Origin of the sequence: Micromonospora sp. NPDC007208 (assembly GCF_042869175.1) — a bacterium.
GTDB lineage: Bacteria > Actinomycetota > Actinomycetes > Mycobacteriales > Micromonosporaceae > Micromonospora > Micromonospora foliorum.
Window position 1 is genome coordinate 257,744 of the sequence record NZ_JBIAFG010000004.1, and the last position, 20,035, is coordinate 277,778.

At 72.6% G+C, this 20,035-nt stretch carries 18 protein-coding genes; 7 read left to right on the plus strand and 11 right to left on the minus strand.

Translation table 11 applies throughout. The annotated features are described in order from the left end of the window. Positions 1–16: 16 nt before the first annotated feature. Positions 17–394 carry a signal peptidase I gene (locus tag ACFYL6_RS10400; protein ID WP_387169919.1) on the minus strand — a complete coding sequence of 126 codons (378 nt, stop codon included), beginning with the start codon at positions 392–394 and terminating at the stop codon, positions 17–19. Between the two features lie 64 nt (positions 395–458). On the opposite strand from ACFYL6_RS10400, the gene ACFYL6_RS10405 reads away from it, so the two are divergent. Both ACFYL6_RS10405 and ACFYL6_RS10410 read left to right on the plus strand, forming a co-directional pair. Next, positions 459–851 (plus strand): ankyrin repeat domain-containing protein, encoded by a 393-nt coding sequence (locus ACFYL6_RS10405; RefSeq protein WP_387169921.1) that lies wholly within the window; start codon positions 459–461, stop codon positions 849–851. 31 nt (positions 852–882) lie between these two features. Then, complete coding sequence (locus tag ACFYL6_RS10410; RefSeq protein ID WP_387169923.1) at positions 883–1,830, plus strand: DUF3500 domain-containing protein; 948 nt, start codon at positions 883–885, stop codon at positions 1,828–1,830. 150 nt (positions 1,831–1,980) lie between these two features. Here ACFYL6_RS10410 and ACFYL6_RS10415 read toward each other — a convergent pair whose 3' ends face one another. The 9 genes from ACFYL6_RS10415 to ACFYL6_RS10455 all read right to left on the minus strand — a co-directional run bounded on the left by ACFYL6_RS10415 (position 1,981) and on the right by ACFYL6_RS10455 (position 12,845). After that, positions 1,981–3,588: an alpha/beta hydrolase fold domain-containing protein gene (locus ACFYL6_RS10415; RefSeq protein ID WP_387169925.1), complete on the minus strand. Its 1,608-nt coding sequence runs from the start codon at positions 3,586–3,588 to the stop codon at positions 1,981–1,983. Positions 3,589–3,762: 174 nt separating this feature from the next. After that, on the minus strand, positions 3,763–4,527 hold the full coding sequence (locus ACFYL6_RS10420) for a class I SAM-dependent methyltransferase (protein ID WP_387169926.1): 765 nt from the start codon (positions 4,525–4,527) through the stop codon (positions 3,763–3,765). A gap of 74 nt (positions 4,528–4,601) precedes the next feature. Next, the gene (locus tag ACFYL6_RS10425) at positions 4,602–4,796 is read right to left on the minus strand and encodes a DNA-binding protein (RefSeq protein ID WP_387169928.1); all 195 of its coding nucleotides are present in this window, start codon (positions 4,794–4,796) and stop codon (positions 4,602–4,604) included. Between the two features lie 168 nt (positions 4,797–4,964). Further along, entirely contained in the window at positions 4,965–5,450 is a 486-nt protein-coding gene (locus ACFYL6_RS10430; RefSeq protein ID WP_387169930.1) for a DUF2231 domain-containing protein, read from the minus strand. 192 nt (positions 5,451–5,642) lie between these two features. Further along, entirely contained in the window at positions 5,643–6,383 is a 741-nt protein-coding gene (locus tag ACFYL6_RS10435; protein WP_387169931.1) for a GAF and ANTAR domain-containing protein, read from the minus strand. Positions 6,384–6,564: 181 nt separating this feature from the next. Beyond that, complete coding sequence (gene secA2, locus ACFYL6_RS10440; protein WP_387169933.1) at positions 6,565–8,856, minus strand: accessory Sec system translocase SecA2; 2,292 nt, start codon at positions 8,854–8,856, stop codon at positions 6,565–6,567. Between the two features lie 75 nt (positions 8,857–8,931). Next, positions 8,932–10,713, minus strand: a complete 1,782-nt coding sequence (locus tag ACFYL6_RS10445; protein ID WP_387169935.1) for an ABC transporter ATP-binding protein — start codon at positions 10,711–10,713, stop codon at positions 8,932–8,934. 40 nt (positions 10,714–10,753) lie between these two features. Next, positions 10,754–11,842 (minus strand): zinc-binding alcohol dehydrogenase, encoded by a 1,089-nt coding sequence (locus ACFYL6_RS10450; protein ID WP_387169937.1) that lies wholly within the window; start codon positions 11,840–11,842, stop codon positions 10,754–10,756. Then, positions 11,835–12,845 carry a Gfo/Idh/MocA family protein gene (locus tag ACFYL6_RS10455; protein ID WP_387169939.1) on the minus strand — a complete coding sequence of 337 codons (1,011 nt, stop codon included), beginning with the start codon at positions 12,843–12,845 and terminating at the stop codon, positions 11,835–11,837. Before ACFYL6_RS10455 ends, ACFYL6_RS10450 begins: the two co-directional genes overlap by 8 nt. A gap of 227 nt (positions 12,846–13,072) precedes the next feature. Between ACFYL6_RS10455 and ACFYL6_RS10460 the strand changes: the two genes are divergently transcribed. The 5 genes from ACFYL6_RS10460 (at position 13,073) to ctaD (ending at position 18,786) form a co-directional block, all read left to right on the plus strand. Continuing rightward, positions 13,073–14,056 carry a glucosyl-3-phosphoglycerate synthase gene (locus tag ACFYL6_RS10460; protein ID WP_387170397.1) on the plus strand — a complete coding sequence of 328 codons (984 nt, stop codon included), beginning with the start codon at positions 13,073–13,075 and terminating at the stop codon, positions 14,054–14,056. 76 nt (positions 14,057–14,132) lie between these two features. Continuing rightward, positions 14,133–15,290: a glycosyltransferase gene (locus tag ACFYL6_RS10465; RefSeq protein WP_387169941.1), complete on the plus strand. Its 1,158-nt coding sequence runs from the start codon at positions 14,133–14,135 to the stop codon at positions 15,288–15,290. An 84-nt stretch (positions 15,291–15,374) separates the two neighbouring features. Then, entirely contained in the window at positions 15,375–15,833 is a 459-nt protein-coding gene (locus tag ACFYL6_RS10470) for a DUF4383 domain-containing protein (RefSeq protein ID WP_387169943.1), read from the plus strand. A gap of 108 nt (positions 15,834–15,941) precedes the next feature. Then, entirely contained in the window at positions 15,942–16,670 is a 729-nt protein-coding gene (locus ACFYL6_RS10475; protein ID WP_387169945.1) for an ATP-binding protein, read from the plus strand. A gap of 124 nt (positions 16,671–16,794) precedes the next feature. Continuing rightward, positions 16,795–18,786 (plus strand): cytochrome c oxidase subunit I, encoded by a 1,992-nt coding sequence (gene ctaD, locus ACFYL6_RS10480; protein WP_387169947.1) that lies wholly within the window; start codon positions 16,795–16,797, stop codon positions 18,784–18,786. Positions 18,787–18,851: 65 nt separating this feature from the next. Here ctaD and ACFYL6_RS10485 read toward each other — a convergent pair whose 3' ends face one another. Next, positions 18,852–19,994, minus strand: a complete 1,143-nt coding sequence (locus tag ACFYL6_RS10485; protein ID WP_357760174.1) for a SigB/SigF/SigG family RNA polymerase sigma factor — start codon at positions 19,992–19,994, stop codon at positions 18,852–18,854. Positions 19,995–20,035: the final 41 nt, after the last annotated feature.

Consider the following 20,035-nt stretch of genomic DNA (forward strand, 5'->3'; position numbering starts at 1 on the left):
CAGCCGTACGGGTGGATCAGCGCAGCACCGGCGGGTCCGCCCGGTAGCCCGGCAGCGACGGCCAACGCACGGTCAACACCACCGACGCGCGCTCGGCGAACCAGGAGTGGTCCACCCCCCGGGCCCACACCACGTAGTCGCCCGGCGCGGCCAGCCGTACCGTCCGGTCCGGCAACTCCACCCGGAAACACCCCTCGACGAGGACGAGCAGAGTGGTCCGCAGCTCGCCTGTCGCCCACCGCGACCGGGCCTGCCCGGGTGGGTGCACGCCCCACTTCACCTCGACGTCGGTGCTGTGTCGGACCTCCCCCGGCGGCGCGAAGTGCCCGAGCAGCCAACCGGCGTTGGTGGCGCCGTCGACACCCGCGTTGCCCACGTACACCGTCTCACCCATCGGGCCCCTCCCCCAGCACGCCGGCCGAGCAACCTATCAGGACCGGTACGACTAACCTGGACCGGTGACCGAGGACCTCGACGCCGAGACGCTGGCGTTCGCGCACCGCATGTTCGACCTGGCCCGAGCCGGCGCCACCGACGAGCTGGCGGCGCAGATCGACGCCGGCCTGCCGGTCAACCTCACCAACGACAAGGGCGACACGCTGCTCATCCTGGCCGCGTACCACTCCCACCCGGACACGGTGGCCGCCCTGCTCAGCCGCGGCGCCGACCACACCCGGGCCAACGACCGGGGGCAGACCGCGTTGGCCGCGGCGGTCTTCCGCAGCAGCACCGAAGCGGTCCGCGCGCTCCTCGCCGCCGGCGCGGATCCGGCACACGGCAACCCCTCCGCCATCGACACGGCGAACTTCTTCGACCTGCCGGAGATGACGGAGCTGCTGCGCGTCGGCTGACACCGGCACGGCCGGCCGGTATACAGGGTCGGTGGAAGATCCTCTGCCGGAGCAGATGCGGGCCGCCAGCACCGCGCTGCTGACCGCGCTCGACCCCGCCGCCCGCGACAGCGCCGTGCACTCGTTCGACGACGAGGCGGCCCGACGCTGGCTGGAGTACCGGCCCCGACCCCGACCGGGTGTCTGCCTCGCCGAACTCGACGTCACCGCCCGCAAGGCCGCGCACCGGCTGCTGGCCACCGCGCTCAGCCCCTCGGCGTACGCGCAGTCCATGGCGATCATCTCGCTGGAGGAGGTGCTGGACCGGGCCGAGGGCTGGCAGCGCGGGCGACACAGCGCCGACTACTGGGTGGCCGTGTTCGGCGACCCGGCGCGCGACGACCGCTGGGCGTGGCGACTCGAAGGGCACCACCTGTCGGTGAACATGACAGTGGTGGACGGTCAGGTCTCCCCCGCGCCGATCTTCTTCGGCGCCAACCCGGCCGCGGTCCGCTACGCCGGCCGGCCCGTCTCCCGCCCGCTCGGCGTCGAGGAGGACCTGGCCCGAGCCCTGCTCGACGCGCTCGGCCCGGCCGAACGAACCGCCGCGATCATCGCCGACGAGGCGCCGGCGGACATCATCAGCGCCACCCGTGGTCGGGTAGACGGGCCGTTGGAGCCACTCGGCGTACCGGCGCAGCGGCTGGGACCGACCGGCCGCGCGCTGCTCGACCAGGTGGTCGCCCTCTACCTCGACCGACTGCCGCCCGAGCTGGCCATCCGGGAGGCGGCTCGACTGGACGCCGGTGCGCTGCACTTCGCCTGGGCCGGCCCGACCCACCCCGGTCGCCGGCACTACTACCGGGTGCAGGGCGACGACCTGCTGATCGAGTACGACAACACCACCGCGGACGGCAACCACGCGCACACCGTGCTGCGCCGCCCCGCCAGCGACTTCGGCGCCGACGTCCTAGCCACCCACCACCAAACCCACCACTAGGCGGCCAGCCTGCGGGCCTCGGTGGCACTGCCATCGCCACCGACCTGGACCACGATCTGCGCGATCACTCACGCTCGCGTCGCGATGCGCCTGTTTACCGAAGTGCCGGCGGGGCCAGCAGTCGGACGATCGGCGACAGGACAGCCAGGGTCACCCGATGACCCTGGGCGCTCGCATTGACGCACCATCCAACGGATGTGTGGCCGGGGCCTCCCCGAACGCCTGGCGCAGGTGCACGGCGACCTCCTCCTGGGCGTGCGCGGCCTTGTCAAGCACCGCGGCAAGGCCGAAGAAGTCGTGCATCACTCCCCCGTAACGGACCGACGTGGCCCGCACGCCGGCGGCCTCCAAGCGGCCGCACCACTCGTCGCCCTGGCTCTGAAGCACGTCGCGGTCGGTGGTGACGATCAGTGTCGGCGGCAGACCGGCGAGGCCCTGCGCGGAGAGCGGAAGCAGATCGACCCTGGGGTCTCTCAGGCTGTCGGCCACGCCACGGAAGGCGTGCATCATCATCCAGGACAGCAGTGGACGATTCAGCGGCCGGGCGTCTGCGGCGTCCCGCATGGACGCGCCGTACTGGGCGGTGGTGGTCAGTGGGCAGACGAGCACCTGCGCCACGGGCGGTGCCTCACCTGCCTGTTTGAGCTGACCGCAGGTCGCGGCCGCCATGTTCGCCCCGACGCCCTCGCCACCGACGGCGATGCGTGACGGGTCGCCGCCGAGCCCGGTGGCGTTGGCCCGGAGCCACCGGTAGGTGGCCAACACGTCCTCGTGGGCGGCCGGGAACACGTGCTCGGGAGCCTTGCGATACTCCGGCGACACCACGATCGCGCCCGTCCGGTTGACCAGGGCGCGGCAGGACGCGTCATAGTCGTCGTTCGTGAACAGGACCCAACCGCCACCATGCACCCACATCACGACGGGCACCGGGTCGGAGGTCTGGCCGAGCGGCTTGTAGACCCGTACGACCAGATCACCACCCGGGCCGGGCACGGTGACGTCCGCTGCCGATCCGACCTCCTCGGGGTCCGTCGGCCGCCCGTCCTGCTGCAGGATTTCCATCGCCGCGTCGGCGAGGCTCGGCTGCTGTCGGGCCTGCTCGGGGGTGAGGAGTTCGTACGGGGCCAGTACCAGTCGGGACCAGGTGTCGAGGATCCGCTGCGCCTGGGTGTCGAGCAGACAGGAGGCGTCGGTCGACAGGACGTTGCTGCGGCCGGATACCCGGTCGCGTACCTTGTCCATGAACCCGGCGGCCATGTGCATGACCCTGCGACGGCGTCCGGTGGGTGGGACAGTGGGATGCGAGCGGGCCGGGACCGACCGCTTGGCGGCGAGGTACCGCTCGCCGAGCCGACCCATCTCCTCCGCGCCCACCGCCCGACGCAGCGCCGGCAGGAACTCCCGTTCCTCCTTCTCGACGTGGTGCCGGATACCGCCGATCAGCTTGTTCAGCGCCCGCTCGAATTCGCGGCTGCCGGGATCCGCATCGTCAAGCAGGACGAGCAGCCTCTTCGAGGCCTGGTGCTCGTCCCGCCCCTCCTCGGCGTCCCCGGCGGCGCCGATCTCGGCCAGCGCCGGATACAACACCTCCTCCTCGGCGTGGGCGTGCAGGGCGCGGCCGTAACTCACCTGGTCGACCAAGGTGCGCCGGTCACCGCGTCCGGCCTCGAGGTGCTCGAAGAGGCGGCTCGCCACCGCGTGCTCGTCGGCGATCAGGTGGTCGAGGTCGCCCGGCAAGGTCGCGTACGGCAGCGTCATCGGACACCTCCTCCTCCACGTTTACCGCAACCGGCACCGCCTCCGCGGCATAACCTGGCATGTCGACGACAACCCGAACGGGCGGGTCGACGCTGGTCAGCGCACGCCCAGCCAGGCGGTGGCGCCCAGCTCCCCCCGCATGACCGGCCGTCCTGGCGGGGATGGCCGGCGATGTCACCGGACTTCGCGGGTGGCCTCGATGAGGAAGCGTTGGGCGTGAGCTACGAAGGGGCCCTCATTCGTGATGCGGTGGTGGAGGTCTCGCAGCTGCTCGCGGTAGCGGTCGACCGTGAACCCGGGGACTGTCCAGATCACCTTGCGCAGAAACCAGACCACCGCGCCCACGTCGAAGAACTCCGCCCGCAGGGTGGCCCGACGCAGGTCGACCACCCGCAGGCCAGCGGCTTCGGCGGCGGCGACCGCGTGCTCGGGGTGTCGCTGGGTCGGCGGCGGCAACGGCCCGAGGATCGCCTCACTCAGCTCCCGCATGGTGCCGGCCCCGATCTGCTGCGACAGGAACGTTCCGCCCGGTCGCAGCACCCGCGCCGTCTGAATCCAGTCGGTACGCACCGGATGCCGGCTGACCACCAGGTCGAACGAGGCGCCGCGAAACGGCAGCAGTCCGTCCGGCGCGACCGCGACCACCGACGCGCCGACCCGACGCAGGGTCCGTCGGGCGACCTCCACGTTCGGCGGCCACGCCTCGGTCGCCGTCAGCAGCTTCGGTGGACGTGGCACCTCGGCAAGTACCTCCCCGCCGCCGGTGTCCACGTCGAGAGCCGCGTCGGCGTGCGCCATCCGGGCGGCGACCAGTCGGGCGTACCCCCAGGGTGGACGCTCCTCGGTGGCCCGGCCGGCCAGCCAGCCGAAGCCCCAACCATCGACGGGCGCGGCGGCGGCCTCCGCCATCAAGTCCTCGGCGTCACGCTCAGCGGTCATGCCGGTCAGCCTCGTAGCCGGGCCACCCGACCGGCAACCCAATTGCCGCCTTGCCGGGACGCCCGCGGTGGATCTCAGCCGAGGCTTAGCTCGTGCTCTTCGAGGGCGGCCTGGAGGATCCCGAGCGCCTTCGGGCCCATGCCGTGCAGCTTGGCCAGGTCCGCCCGGGGGACACCCGCGAGCTGGCGCAGCGCGGTGTAGCCGGCGCCGTGCAGGGCCCGGGTGGCGGGCGCGCCGATCTTCGGCAGCGTGTCCAGAGAGGAGGTCATCCGGGGATGGTAGACCGACCAGTCGCACGGATGCCGGCCCCGCGCGCCAGGCCCGCCGGCAGGCCTGGCGCCCGGCTCACGGGTCGAGCGGGCCCGTCTGGCAGGCCCGGCAGGTCGGCTCGGGGACGGGCCCGTCCGGCAGGTCGGGTCAGGGACGGGTCCGTCGGGTCAGGGGCGGGCGATCTCGCCGGTGGAGCTGGCGAGTGCGTCCAGGCCGCCGGCCTCGGTGCGAGGGGCGTCGAACTGACGCATCAGCCGGGCGCCCAGGTGCACGCCGACCCCGCCGACGGCCAGCGCGACCAGCTCGGTGACCAGGATCGCGACCGACGCGCCGCGCTGCGGGGAGTGGGACCGGACCAGGCAGGTGAGCAGGAACATGGCGGCCATCACCGCGTTCACCAGGTTGAAGGCGACCGCGGTACGGCGGGTCCGGTCAACCGGCACGTCCCACAGGTCGACCATGCCGGCCACGGCGGTCAGCGCGGCGGCGACGAGGGCGGCGACGCCGGTCCAGTAGCCGACCTCGCCGAGGAACGCCGGCCCGCCGACCACGTCGGTGAGATCGAAGACAGTCGCGCTGACGAAGAGCCCGAGCGGGAACGTCACCAGCATCGGTTGGATCGGGTGCCCCTGCACCCGCAGCCGGCTCTGCATCGGTCCTCCCCCGGGTCGGCGCAGCTCACCTGACCAGAGTGCTACCCGAGGCCGGTCGAGGCGAAACGATGCCGCCCGACTCGCCGGCAGCAGGGAGAACGGGCACCCTGGCCACGCCCGCCGACGCCGTCCGTCGATGCCGGACGGCCAGAACGGCGGCCCGAGTAGCCGACACAGCCGGTGCGGCCGGGGTCAGTTGTCGCGTTGGCGGGAGACCGTTCGGACCAGGCGCTCGGCCACCTCGCGCAGCGGGATGTCCAGCGACGAGGCGGCGGTCCGCAGCACGTCGAGGGCCTCGGCCGGCGGGCACCCGCGCTGCGTCATGATCACGCCGACGGCCTGGCCCACCACCCCGTCCTGCAGGAGTGAGGCGTCCCGTTCACCGGCGAGGGTGAGTTGCCGGCCACGGTCGCGGACGGCGGCGAGCAGCAGGCCGGCGTGTTCGGCGAGCAGCATCGCGGTCAACTGGTGTTGCGGGGTCAGCAGGTCCGGCGCGGCGGCGTACAGGTTGATCGCGCCGATCACCTGGTCGTCGATGTCGACCGGCGCGGAGATCACCCCGCGTACGCCAAGGTCGCGGGCACGTGCCGTCCAGGCCGGCCAGCGGGGCTCACTGGCCAGGTCGGCGGCGAGGATCATCTCGCGGCGGTGGATCGCGCTCATCGCGGGCGAGTCCGGCCCGTGTCGCAGGTCGTCCAGCCCGGCCAGCCCCTCGTCGGAGGCGGCCACCCCGGCCGGCTCGCCGGCTCGCAGGGCGGTGAACCCGCACCAGCGCACCCCGGCGACGGCGTCCCGGGTGACTCGGACCAGTGCCAGAAGCGCCTCATCAAAGTCGGTCAGGGAGATCAGCCCGGCGGTCAACTCCCGGAGCAGCGCGGCTGCTTCCAGTACGCCGAGGGTCTGCACCACCGGTTCCCGCGTGTCGAGGTTCACCGGTTCGCAGCCTCCGTGCCGTCTCGTGCCTGCCCGGCACGCATCGTCACCTGTGTCATCGTCTGCTCTCTCCCGACTCGACCGACCAGCCCTACTACCCTGGGAAAGCTGGGTCGAAACGGCGTAAATCGGGGCCCCTGCCGCGTGCTGAGGCGCGACCGGGGTCCCGACGGCCGGTACGTCAGCGCGAGGCGCCGCTGAGCCGCCGCCCGATCGAGGCGATCAGGCGGTCGAGCTCGGACCCGAACGGGTTGTCGTGCACCAGGTACGTCCAGGTGGCGGTGGGCCGGACCAGGGTGCCGTCGTCGGGCTGCCAGTCGTCATCGAATTCGGTCTCGGTGAAGGTGGCGATGGTGCGGGCCTCGATCTCCGGGATCAGGTCGTTGAACGCCGGCACCGCGGCCCGGTGGAACTCGTCCAGCGGGTCGAGCCGGCCCAGCGCGCGCAGGTGCACGCCCTCGCGGACCTCCGACAGCTCGGCCAGGTGCTCGGCCCAGAGCCGGTCCAGGTGGTAGAGCGCGATCGACCGGGCGGCACGGGCTAGCAAATCCTCGTCCATCTCGCCGGCCTTCTCGGGCTCCTTCTCCAGCAGCATCACCGCGGCCACGTCGCTGGTCAGCAGCCGTTCCCGGCGCGCGGCGAGGGCCTTGCGCTGCTGCTCGATCACCACGCTGTAACGCCAGGTGTTGCGGTGGATCTCGTGGTTGACGCCCTCGGCGACCCGCTGGGCGTGCTCCACCGCGTAGTCGACCTGCTCGTCGGTCACCAGACCGTCGGCGTTCATCCGCGGCGAGGCCGGCACCGAGTCGGCGGCGTGCCGGACGACGAGGTCGTCCTCCAGGCTGACGAAGAAGACCGAGCCACCCGGGTCGCCCTGCCGGCCGGCCCGACCGCGCAGCTGGTCGTCCACGCGGCGGCTGTCGTGCCGGCCGCTGCCGATCACGTAGAGCCCACCCAGCTCGGTGACCCGCTCCTGGTCGGCCTGGTCGCTGCCGCCGAGGCGGATGTCGACGCCCCGGCCGGCCATCTGGGTGGAGACGGTCACCGCGCCGTACGCGCCGGCCTCGGCGATGATCGCGGCCTCTTCGTCGTCGTTCTTGGCGTTCAGCACGACGCAGGGCACCCCGGCGGCGTTCAGCCCGGCGGCCAACCCCTCGGACTCCTTGACGTCCAGGGTGCCGACCAGCACCGGTCGCCCCTTGGCGTGCCAGCGCTGGATCTCGTCGATCAGCGCCTCGTCCTTCTCCGCCCGGGTGGCGTAGATGCGGTCCGGCTCGTCCTCGCGGATGCACGGGGTGTTCGGCGGGATCACCGCGACCTCGAGGCCGAAGAACTCCCGCAACTGGTCGCCGACCAGCACCGCGGTGGCGGTCATCCCGCAGACCTTCGGGTAGAGCGCGATGTACGCCTGCATGGCGATGGTGCCGAGCACCTCGCCCTCGGCGGTGGCGTCCAGCCCCTCCTTGGCCTCGACCGCGGCCTGGAGACCGTCCGGCCAGCGGCGGCGCTGGGCCACCCGGCCGCGCATCTCGTCGACCAGCTCGACCGAGCCGTCCCGGACGATGTAATCCACGTCACGGTGCAGCAGGGCGTGCGCGTGCAGCGCCACGTTGACCGCGGAGAGCTGCGCGACCTGCTCCTCGTCGTACAGGTCGATGCCGAGCTTGGCCTCCATGGCGGCCAGGCCGGCGGAGGTGAAGGCCACGCTCCGCCCGTCCTCGGCGACCGTGTAGTGCTTGTCCTTACGCAGGCCGCGCACCAGCGCGGCGGCCGCGTGCACCGGATCCTGCTCGCCCGGCACCGCGCCGGCCAGGACCATCGGCACCCGGGCCTCGTCGATCATGATCGAGTCGGCCTCGTCGACGATGGCGGTGGTCAGCGCGGGCTGCACCCGGTCTTCCACGTCGGTGACCAGCTGGTCGCGGAGGTAGTCGAAGCCCGCCTCGCTCACCGAGACGTAGGTGACGTCGCAGGCGTACGCGTCGCGCCGCTCCTGGGGGGTGGAGGCCTCGTTGACCCAGCCGACGGTGAGGCCGAGCAGGGTGTAGACCGGCTCCATCCACTGGGCGTCGCGACGGGCCAGGTAGTCGTTGATGGTGAGCACGTGCACCGGGCCGTTGCCGAGCCGGACGTGCCCGTACGCGGCGATCGTGGCGGTCAGTGTCTTGCCCTCACCGGTGGCCATCTCGGCGACCTTGCCGGAGAGCAGTGACATCGCGCCGAGCAGCTGCACGTCGTACGGCCGCTGGTCGAGGCCACGGCGGGCGGCCTCGCGGCCGACGGCGCAGATCTCCTCGTAACCGGCGGCGGCGCCCGCGGCCTGGGTCAGCTCGGCGTCGTCGAGCGCGGCGAGCTCAGCCTCGCGCGCCTCGATCGCCGGGAGCAGTTTCTCCAGCGGAGCAAGATCCACGGTCGAGCCGGGGCGCTGGAGGAACCGCCGGAACTTGCTCTTGAACCGTTGCGACACACCCATGAGCGGCAACGGTACGCGATTCCGGGCGGCGTGCGCGGCCCGGCCGGCCGGGAAGTCGGACTTCCTGGGACGACGTCAGCCCACCAGCAGCTGGTGGGTGGCGAGCTCCCGGTACAGCGGGTCGGTGGCGGTCAGTTCGGCGTGGGTGCCCACGGCCACCACCCGGCCGCCGTCGAGGACGACGATCTGGTCGGCGTCGACCACGGTGGCCAGCCGGTGCGCCACGATCAACAGCGTCCGGCGGACGGCCACGGCGTCGATGGCGCGGCGCAGCGCGACCTCGTTGCGGGAGTCGAGGTTGCTGGTCGGCTCGTCGAGCAGCAGCACCGGCGGGCCGGCGAGCAGCGCGCGGGCGATGGCCAGTCGCTGCCGCTCACCTCCGGAGAGCAGGACGCCGCCCTCCCCCACCTGCACGTCGAGGCCCTGCGGGGTGCGCCGGGCCAGGTGGCCCAGGTTGACCTCGTCGAGGACCTCGCGCAACCGGTCGTCGGTGGCGTCCGGGGTGGTGATCAGCAGGTTCTCCCGCAGCGTGCCGGCCAGCACGGGAGCCTCCTGCTCGACGTAGCCGAGCCGGGCCCGCAGCGCGTCGCGGGGCAGGTCCCGGACGTCGGTGCCGTCGAGCCGGACCGCGCCGGCGATCACCTCGTAGAAGCGTTCGACCAGGGCCAGCAGGGTGGACTTGCCGGCGCCGGAGGGACCGACCAGGGCGGTCCGGGTGCCGGCGGGAACCGCGAAGCTGACCTCGTGCAGCACCGGTTCGCCGCCCGGGTAGCCGAAGCCCACCCGGTCGAACTCGATCATCGGGGTCGGGCGGCGCGGGGTCGCCGTCGCGGCGGCCGCCGGACGGTCGTCCGCGCCCTCCGCCGGCACGGTGAGGATCTCCTCGATCCGCTGCAGGGCGCCCAGGCCGGACTGCAACTGGGTGTACGCCCGCAGCACCTGGCCCAGCGGCAGCGCCAGGAGGAACAGGTACATGACGAACGCCACCAGGTCACCGACGGAGATCGCCCCGGCGGCGACCCGCGCCCCACCGATGCCGAGCACCAGTAGGAACGCGCCCTGCACGGTGACCGAGCCGATCGGGCCGACCAACGCCTGCACCCGGGCCACCCGCAGCCCCGCCGCGTACGCCTCCCGCGCGCTGCCGGTGACGGCCTCCGTCTCCCGGGTCTCGGCGCGGCTGGCCCGGATGGTCCGGGCCGCCGAGATGGCCCGTTCCACCGCCGAGGTCATCTCGCCGATCCGTTCCTGGGCGACCCGGGCCAGCGCCCGGACCCGGCGGGCGAAGGTGGCGGCGAAGAGCAGCCCCAGCGCCACCCCGAGCAGGGTGACGCCGAACAGCAGCGGGTCGAGCAGCACCATGGCCGTGCCGGCGCCGACCACCGTCACCGCCCCGGTGACCGTCTCGAAGAGCCCGGAGGTGACCACCGCGCGCAGCAGCGTGGTGTCCGAGCCGACCCGGGAGAGCAGGTCGCCGGTGCGTCGGCGGTCGTACTCGGCGATGGGCAGCCGCAGCAGGTGCCCGGCCAGCCGGCGCCGGGTGCCCAGCACCACTCCCTCGGCGGTGCGTTGCAGCAGGTAGTCGCGCAGCCCGCCGATCGCCGCGCCGAGCACCACGAGGGCCACCAGCACCGCCACCAGCCGGGACACCCCCTGCTCGGCGCCGATCCGCTCGAGCACCGACCGGGTGAGCAGCGGCTGCGCCAGCGACGCCGCCGAGCCGACAAGCGACAGCACGCCCACCACGACCAGGGTGCCGCGGTGCTCCCGCAGGTACGGCAGCAACGCGGCCAGGCCGACCGACCGGCTCTTGGCGGCGGTGCCCGGAAGAGCCGGTCGGTCCTGCACTGTGCTCATGTCGCGAACGGTAGCCGGCCCTGGCACGCGGCGACGGCGGTCAGGCGGCGAGCACCACCTGGAGCTCCTGCCGGCGACGGTCGGCCAGGTCGGTGAGGAGGGTGGGCGCCTCGTCGAACGGCACCACCGCCGAGACGAGGTGCTTGCGGATGGCGTCTCCGTACGTCCTGAGCAGGTCGACGGTCTCGGCGGAGAGCCGTTCGCGGTCCCAGGTGGGCGCGAGCCCGCGCGGCACCCGGCCGATCTGGGCGCAGCGCAGCGACAGCCCGTTGTGGTGGAACTCCTCGCCGAGGCGGACCGCGTCCGCGCCGCCCTGGTAGAAGGCGAGGTCGATGACGGTGCCCTGGGGCCGCAGCAGCCGCAGGGCGAGGTGCAACGCCCACGCCTGCCCCCGGCACTGGAACACCACGTCGGCGCCCCGGTCGCCGGCGGTGTGCGCCCAGCGGGTCTTGAGCACGACCGCCGGGTCGTCCGCGTCGGGGTCGAGGGTTTCCAGGCCGAGCGCCTCGGCGACCTGACGGCGGTGCGGGGTGGGGTCGAGCACCACCACCGACGCGGCGCCGTTGCGCCGGGCGAACAACGCCGTCAGCAGCGCCACGACACCGGCGCCGACGACGGCGACCCGTCGGCCGCGTACCCCGTCGCCGAGCGTCCGGACGTCGGTGCCGTGCAGGTCGGCGGCGGCGTGCAGCAGACCGTTGGCGCAGATCGGGCCCATGTGCGCGACGTAGACGCCGAGCAGCGGGTCCAGGTCGTCGGGCAACGCCACGAACCGTTCGGCGACCGGGTCGGCCAACCAGCCGGTGCGGTGCCCGTACGTCATCGCGCCGACCGTGCCCACCGCAACGGCCGGGGTGTCGCTCTCCACCACCCGGCCGACCTGCATGTAGCCGAGTCGGGTCACCGGGTACGGCGTGCTGGCCGCCCCCGGTTGGAACAGCCCCAGGTCGGCGTTCCAGGTGACGTTCAGGTACGGGTTCGTGCCCTTGACGTAGCTCAGCTCGGTGCCGGCGGAGACACCGCTGAACAGCGTCTCGACCCGGAACGTGCCGGGGCGCAGCGGGGCGGCGTCCTGTTCGACGAGGTCGACCTGACCGGGGCCGGTGACCACCACGACCTTGTCACGCATCGACGGCCACCCCGGTGGTGAGCACCGCCGGCGCCGTCGCGGCGCCGAGCCGCACGGTCGTGCCGGTACGGGCCGAGTCGGCCACCGCGAGGGCCAGGCGCTGGGTCGCGAGGGCCTCGGCGTACGGGACGCGCACGTCGTCGCCGATGCCGCGGACGGCGTCGACGAAGGCCCGGTCCACCGCCACCCGGGCGGCTTCCGGGTCGGCGGGGAGGTGTCGTTCGCCGTCGGCGTCGCGGATCGACAGCCCGTCCTCGGTGATCGCGAGGGCCAGCCCGTCGGCGAGGATCTCCAGGCCGGCGCGGTGCTTCCAGCCGAGGACGCAGGCGGCGCTGAGCGTGCCGACCGCGCCGTCGGCGAAGCGCAGCGCGGCGGTGGTCACCGAGTCGATGTCGGCGCCGTCGACCGGCGGTGGGGTGCCGTTGCCGTACGCGGTGACCTCGGTGACCTCGCCGGCCAGCACGCGGATCAGGTCGAGCACGTGGGCGGCCTGCTCGACCACCGGGCCGCCGGAGCGGTCCCGCCGCGACCACCACGCCACCGGGGGCACCTTGTCCAGCCAGGCGCCGCTGACCATCCGGACCGGGCGGTCGGCGAGCAGGTCACGGGCCTGGTCGAGGACGCTCAGGTAGCGCCAGTGGTGGCCGACGGCGGTGCGCAGCCCGCGGTGCGCGACCAGGTCGGCGATCCGCTCGGCGGTGCTCAGGTCGACCGCGACGGGCTTCTCCACGAACATCGGCAGCCCGGCCTCGATCACCGCCTCCTCGGCGGGGCCGTGCGCGAACGGTGGCACGCAGACGTACACGGCGTCCGGCTCGATGGCCAGCAGCTCGGCGACGTCGGCGCAGGCCCGCCCGCCGTGCTGTGCGGCAAGCGCGGACGCCGCCTCCGGCGTCACGTCGGTGACCCCGACCAGCTCGACGTCGTCGAACCCGGCCAGCACCCGCGCGTGACGCTGTGCCACGCCGCCGGCGCCGACCAGACCCACCCGGCATTTCCGCATCCTGACACCCCTTCGAAGACATTTCATGTGCCCTGGGAGCAGTCCCCTGGGGTGTGCGCAATCAAACGTTCATCCCCCGGGAACCCATTGACGTCACCTCTGTGATCAAGCTGTTGCCGAGAAAGCGGTTAGCGCGTGACGAGGAATGGGAACAACCAAATTCGGTTTTTCCACGCACGAACGGAGGGGTGCCCGTGCGGGATACGACATCGAGCGTGTCACCGGTGGTGGAGGCGTGGGCCACGTACCGGACGACGTCGGCGGCGGACTGGCCGACACGTCGACTGTTGCGTGCCAAGGGTCAGACACGGGTCAGCGTGGTGCTGCCGGCCCGCAACGAGGAGGCCACCGTCGGCGCGATCGTGTCGACCATCCGGGAGCACCTGATGGATCGGGTCGCCCTGGTCGACGAGCTGATCGTGGTGGACTCCCGCTCGACGGACCGGACCGCCCAGGTGGCCCGGGCCGCCGGTGCGGAGGTGGTCAGCCAGGACGCGATGACCCGGGGGTTGCCCCGGCTCACCGGCAAGGGCGACGCGCTCTGGGCCGGGTTGGCCGCCGCCGAGGGAGACGTGGTGGCGTTCATCGACGCCGACCTGCGGGAGTTCCGGCCGCACTTCGTCAGCGGGCTGCTCGGCCCGCTGCTGACCGATCCGTCGGTCGACTTCGTGAAGGGCTTCTACCACCGGCCCCTGGTGGGCACCGCCAGCGTGGAGCAGGACGGCGGGGGTCGGGTGACCGAGTTGATGGCCCGACCGCTGCTCAACCTCTTCTGGCCCGAGCTGGCCGGCTTCGTGCAGCCGCTCGCCGGCGAGTACGCGGGCCGCCGCGACGTGCTGGCCCAGGTGCCGTTCGTCTCCGGGTACGGGGTGGAGACGGCCATGATGATCGACCTGCTCGACCTGGTCGGCCTGGACGCGCTGGCCCAGGTCGACCTCGGTGAGCGCAAGCACCGCCACCAGGACACCGCCGCCCTGGGCCGGATGTCGGCGCAGATCATGTTGACCGCCTGGTCCCGGCTGCAACGGCGCGGCTGGGCGACCCCCGGGTTCGCGCCGGAGGCGTTGCTGACCCAGTTCCGTCGCGGTGGTTCGGACACTCTGCCGAACCTGGACCGCGAGATCGTGGTCAGCGACGTGTCCATCGAGGAGCGCCCGCCGTTGGCCGAGCTGCGCCACCGGATGCCCCGCCGCCGGGTGGCCGCCGCGTGAGCGCGAGGAGTGAGCCGATCTTGCGAGCCCCGCAGTCGCGAACCGGAGGCACAGCCGGCCGGAAGGGACGAGCCGGATGAGCCTCACCGTGCTGATGAACGCCGGCCCGTGGCTGTCGGTGCCACCGCCCGGCTACGGCGGCATCGAGAACGTGATCGCCACGCTGGTGCCGGAGCTGCGGCGGCTCGGCGTACGGGTGGTGCTCGCCTCGGTGGGCAGCAGCACCCTGCCGGTGGACGAGCAGGTCTCGGTCTTCGCCGACGGGCAGTTCGCCGCGTTGCAGCGGCCGTACAACCAGGTCTGCGGGATCGCCCAGGCGCACCTGGCCGGGGTGGTCCGGGAGTTGCGCTCCCGTGACGACATCGACCTGGTCCACGATCATGTCGAGGCGGTCGGGCTGGCCACCCTCACCGCGATGGGGCCGGCGGGGCCGCCGACCCTGCACACCCTGCACTGGGACCTGGCCAAGCACCCGGCGCTCTATGGTGGCCTGGACGGCGGCGGCCGGGTCCGGGTCAACGGCGTCTCCGCGTCGCAGTTGGCCCGCGCCCCGTTGGCGCTGCGGGAGCACTCGGTGGGGCACGTGCACCTGTCCACGCCGCTCGCCGTCGACGCCGACCGGCGGCCGCGACCGGAGAAGGGCGAGCACCTGCTCATCCTGGGTCGGATCAACCCGGGCAAGGGGCAGGACGTGGGTGCCCGCCTGGCGCACCGGGTCGGTCTTCCGCTGGTGCTGGCCGGCCCCGTGGGCCCGTACCACCGGCCGGCCGACCTGGCCGCGGCCGGCGACGAGGCCCGGCAGAACCCGGACGTGCGGTTCTTCCTCGACGAGGTGGCTCCACACGTCGACGGTGACCTGGTCCGCTGGGTCGGCACCGTGGCCGGCCAGGAGCGCGACGACCTGCTCGCCAGCGCCCGCGCGTCGCTGTTCCCGCTGCGGTGGGAGGAGCCGGGCGGCACGGCGGTCGTCGAGTCGCTCGCCCTGGGCACGCCGGTGGTGGCCACCGCCCGGGGTTGCCTGCCGGAGCTGATCGAGCACGGCCGCACCGGGCTGCTCACCACCGACGAGGAGGAGTTGGACGACCTCGTCCTCGCCGCCGAGTTGCTCGACCCCGACGAGTGCCGGCGGGTGGCCGCGCAGCGCTTCACGCCCGCGGTGATGGCGCAGCGCTACGTCGAGCTGTACGAGCGGGTGCGGCAGCTGGCGAGCGCGCCGAGGTTGCTGCCGGCCTGATCGGTGGCGCGGCCGACCGGTTTGTCGGCCGCGACAGCGGGTAGCCGGCACCGCTCATGTCCGCCGCGCGACGAGGAGCCGGGAATGGTCGGACCGATGGCGCACTCCCGGGCGCGACCCAACCCGGCCGACGGCAAACCGCCGGTCCGTCGCGCGGCGGCGACGGTGGGGGTGCTGTTCCTGCTGGTCGGCGTGCTCGGCTTCGTGCCGGGGATCACCAGCGGCATGGACGCGCTGCGCTTCGCCGGCCACGACTCGGGCGCGTACCTGTTCGGCGTCTTCCAGGTGTCGGTGCTGCACAACCTGGTGCACCTGGCGTTCGGGGTGGCGGGTCTGCTGTTGGCGCGGACGGTCACCGGCGCTCGGGCGTTCCTGATCGGCGGAGGCGCGATCTACCTGGTGCTCTGGCTCTACGGGCTGGCGGTGGACCACGACACCGGAGCGAACGTGCTCCCGGTCAACGACGCCGACGACTGGCTGCACCTGGGTCTCGGTGTCGGCATGATCGCACTGGGCATCCTGACCGGCCGACCCCGTCCCTGACCTGGCGTTGCGGGGCGTGACCTGCCTCGCCCCGCCGTCGGTCCGGTTTGATCGGGAACGGCCTCGGGTAGTTGGCAGATCCGGACCCAGCAGCGAATTGAGGCGCCGATGTCGAGCGGGATCACCTGCGAGGTGCGTACCACCGCACCGGTGGCGGTCGTCCGGCTCACCGGCCCGCTACACCTGGGCACGATGCGCTCGGTGCACCAGGCGCTCAGCGACGCGCTTGTCGACCAGCCGGAGGCGCTGGTGGTCGACATGGCCGGCGTGAACGTGGAGGATCGCCTGGCGCTGTCCGTCTTCGCCGCGACCGCCCGCCGGGCCGAGGAGTGGCCGGCCGTGCCGGTGCTGCTCTGCGCCCCGTCGCCGGTCGCCGCGCGCTGGCTGGCCGAGTCGACCACGTGCCGGGTGCTCCCGGTCTCCGCGGACTGCGCGGAGGCGACCCGGTTGGCCGGCACGACGTCCACGTTGCGGATGCGGGCCCGGCTGGAGCCGGTGGCCGGGGCGTGCCGGCGGGCCCGGGAGCTGGTCACCGACGCGTGCGCCCGGTGGAACCTGCCCGACGCGTCCGGCCCGGCCGCGCTGGTGCTCAGCGAGCTGGTCGGCAACGTGGTGCGCCACGCCGGCACGCCCATGCAGGTGACGGTGACCCTGCGCCGGCCCTATCTGCACCTGGCGGTGGTGGACGGCAGCAGCGCCCAGGCCCGGGCGGGTGGGACTGACCTGCACGCCGAGGGTGGCCGGGGGTTGATGCTGGTCCGGGAGCTGACCCAGCGCTGGGGCAGCGTGCCGGCCGGTCGGGGCAAGGCCGTCTGGGCGATGCTGCCGGCGACCTGAACGCCTGGGGTGCTTGCCCCGGTACTGGCGATCTGACCGAAATTACCGCTGCTGGCTGGTTACATGGTGTGAGGGTGGGTAGAGCACGCCCGTCCTTTCTGCCGTCACGACGGGGTGAGCAGCCATGCCCAAGCGGGTAACCACAGAACCCGGTCGAGATCGGGGCCCGGCGATCCTGGCACCGGCCCGTTTCGGGGGTTTCCCGGGAGCGGTACGCACGCCGATCCCCGGCAACTCTTTGATCAAGTTCCTCGCCACGACCGACCACAAGCAGATCGGTCTGCTGTATCTGCTGACCTCTTTCGGGTTCTTCCTGCTGGCCGGGCTACAGGCGATGCTGATGCGCGCCGAGTTGGCCCGCCCGGGGCTGCAGTTCCTCTCCTCGGAGCAGTACAACCAGCTCTTCACCTCGCACGGCGCGGTGATGCTGCTGCTGTTCGCCACGCCCGCCGCGTTCGGGTTCGGCAACTTCATCGTGCCGATCCAGATCGGCGCGCCGGACGTGTCGTTCCCCCGCCTCAACGCGCTGGCCTACTGGCTGTACCTGTTCGGCGGCCTCATGGTGGTCGGCGGGTTCCTCGCCCCGGGCGGCTCGGCGGACTTCGGGTGGACCGCGTACAGCCCGCTCAGCAGTTACGAGCACAGCCCCGGTGTGGGCGCCAACATGTGGGTGATCGGCCTGGTCGTCTCCGGGCTCGGCACCATCCTCGGCGCGGTCAACCTGATCACCACGATCCTGACCCTGCGCGCGCCCGGCATGACCATGTTCCGGATGCCGATCTTCACCTGGAACATGCTGTTCACCAGCGTGCTGGTGATCCTGGTGTTCCCGCTGCTGGCCGCCGCGCTGTTGGCGCTCTCCGCCGACCGGTTGCTCAACGCGCACGTGTACGACCCGGCCACCGGCGGCCCGATGCTCTGGCAGCACCTGTTCTGGTTCTTCGGCCATCCCGAGGTGTACATCATCGCGTTGCCGTTCTTCGGCATCATCACCGAGATCATCCCGGTCTTCTCCCGCAAGCCGCTGTTCGGGTACACCGGGATCGTGCTGGCCACCATCGCCATCACCGTGCTGTCCATGACGGTCTGGGCGCACCACATGTTCGCCACCGGCCAGGTGCTGCTGCCGTTCTTCAGCATCCTCAGTTATCTGATCGCGGTGCCCACCGGCGTGAAGTTCTTCAACTGGATCGGCACCATGTGGAAGGGGCAGCTCACCTTCGAGACGCCGATGCTGTTCGCCATCGGCTTCCTGGTGACGTTCCTGCTCGGCGGCCTCACCGGGGTGCTGCTGGCCAGCCCGCCGGTGGACTTCCACACCCACGACACCTACTTCGTGGTGGCGCACTTCCACTACGTGGTGTTCGGCACCGTGGTCTTCGCCCTCTTCGGCGGCTACTACTTCTGGTGGCCCAAGATGACCGGGCGACTGCTCGACGAGCGGCTCGGCAAGGCGCACTTCTGGACCATGTTCATCGGCTTCCACGGCACCTTCCTGGTGCACCACTGGCTGGGCAGCGAGGGCATGCCGCGCCGCTACGCCGACTACCTGCCCACCGACGGCTTCACCACGCTGAACACGATCTCCAGCATCTTCGCGTTCATCCTCGGCCTGTCCACCCTCTTCTTCATCTACAACGCCTGGAAGTCCTGGCGGTACGGGGCGGTGGTGACCGTTGACGACCCGTGGGGCTTCGGCAACTCCCTCGAGTGGGCCACCAGTTGCCCGCCGCCGCTGCGCAACTTCGACCGGATGCCCCGGATCCGGTCCGAGCGCCCCGCCTTCGACCTGAAGTACGGTCCGCTCGTCGCCGATCTGGGCCGCGACCTGCCGCAGCGCACCACGAAGCCGCCGCAGCAGTTCTCCGACGAGCTGCGGATGGAGCACCACGCCCCGGAGTCGCCGTCCGCCGAGGGCGCGCACGGTGCCCGCGACGCGACCGACTACCAGCCGGCGCCGCGCTCCGGCGCCCGGCCGGTGGACGTGCCGGAGCCCGAGGGCGTCCGCCGGCCGAGCTTCGAGGAGAGCGACTCGCCGAAGGACGCCGAGGACACACCGAAGCCGCACGAGCGCTGGCGGCACCCGCACAGCGACGGCAACCCCGAAGAGCACTGACCAGGGGTACGCGCGCAAGGGCCGACACCCCGCGGGGTGTCGGCCCTTCGTTCGTCTGGGTGCGGTCAGTCCCGGGCGGGCGCCAGGCCGGCGGCGGTGAGCGAACGGCGTACCGCGGGCTGGACCCGGGTCAGCCGCAGCGGCACCCCGGTCCGCTCCGCCGCGTCCCGACCGGCCATCAGCGCGGCGATCCCACCCGCGTCGAAGCCACCCGCGCCGACCAGGTCGACGACCACCTCGCTGGGCTGGCCGGTGACCGCCTCCAGCATGGCCCGGCGCAGCTGGTCCGCGCCGTCGCGGTCGATCTCGCCGCCGACCTCGACCACCACCGAGTCGCCGTTCTGCTTGACCGAGATCCGGGTCTTGCCCGGGTCGGGTTCGGCGGCGCCGTTCTGCCAGGGCGGCGGCGCGTCGGCGAGCATCGCCTGACGCAGCCAGGTGAGCGCCCGCGACAGCAGCCGGGACACGTGCATCTGCGAGATGCCGAACCGGGCGGCGATCTCCGCCTGGGTCTGGTTGCCGTAGAAGCGCATCGCGAGGATCCGCCGTTCACGCCAGGGCAGTCGGTGCAGCAGACCGCTCACCGTCACCCGGTCGTCGACCGACTCCAACGCGTTGTCCGACTCGCCGACCAGGTCCCCGAACTCGGCGGAGCTCTCCCCACCCACCGGGGCGTTGAGCGAGGCCGGGCTGTAGCCGGCCGCCGACTCCAGTGCGGCGAGGATCTCCTCCTCCGGGGTCTCCAGCCGGGCCGACAGCTCGGCCACCGACGGGGCCCGGGACAGCTCGCTGGTGAGCGCGGCGGTGGCCTGGCCCACCTCGAGGATCAGGTCCCGCAGTCGGCGGGGCACGTGCACGCCCCAGGTCCGGTCCCGGAAGTGCCGTTTGATCTCGCCCACGATGGTGATCGCGGCGTACGCGGTGAACGAGCCCCGTTCCGGGTCATAGCGGTCGACCGCGTTGACCAGCCCCAGCCGGGCCACCTGCTCCAGGTCCTCCAGCGGCTCCCCCCGCCCCCGGTACCGGCGGGCCAGCCGTCCGGCGAACGGCAGCGCGAAGCGCACGAGGTCCTCGCGGGCCTCCCCCCGCCGCTCCGGTGGGAGCCCGGCGATCCGGGCCGCGTACGCCATCGCCGCCGCGTCGAGATCCTCCAGACCTCGATCGGTGGGTGGTGGTGTGGTCGTGGTCGTGCTCGTCTGTCCGAACATCCGCGCCTCCCTCAGGAAGGTCCCCCGCCCGGATCGGGAAA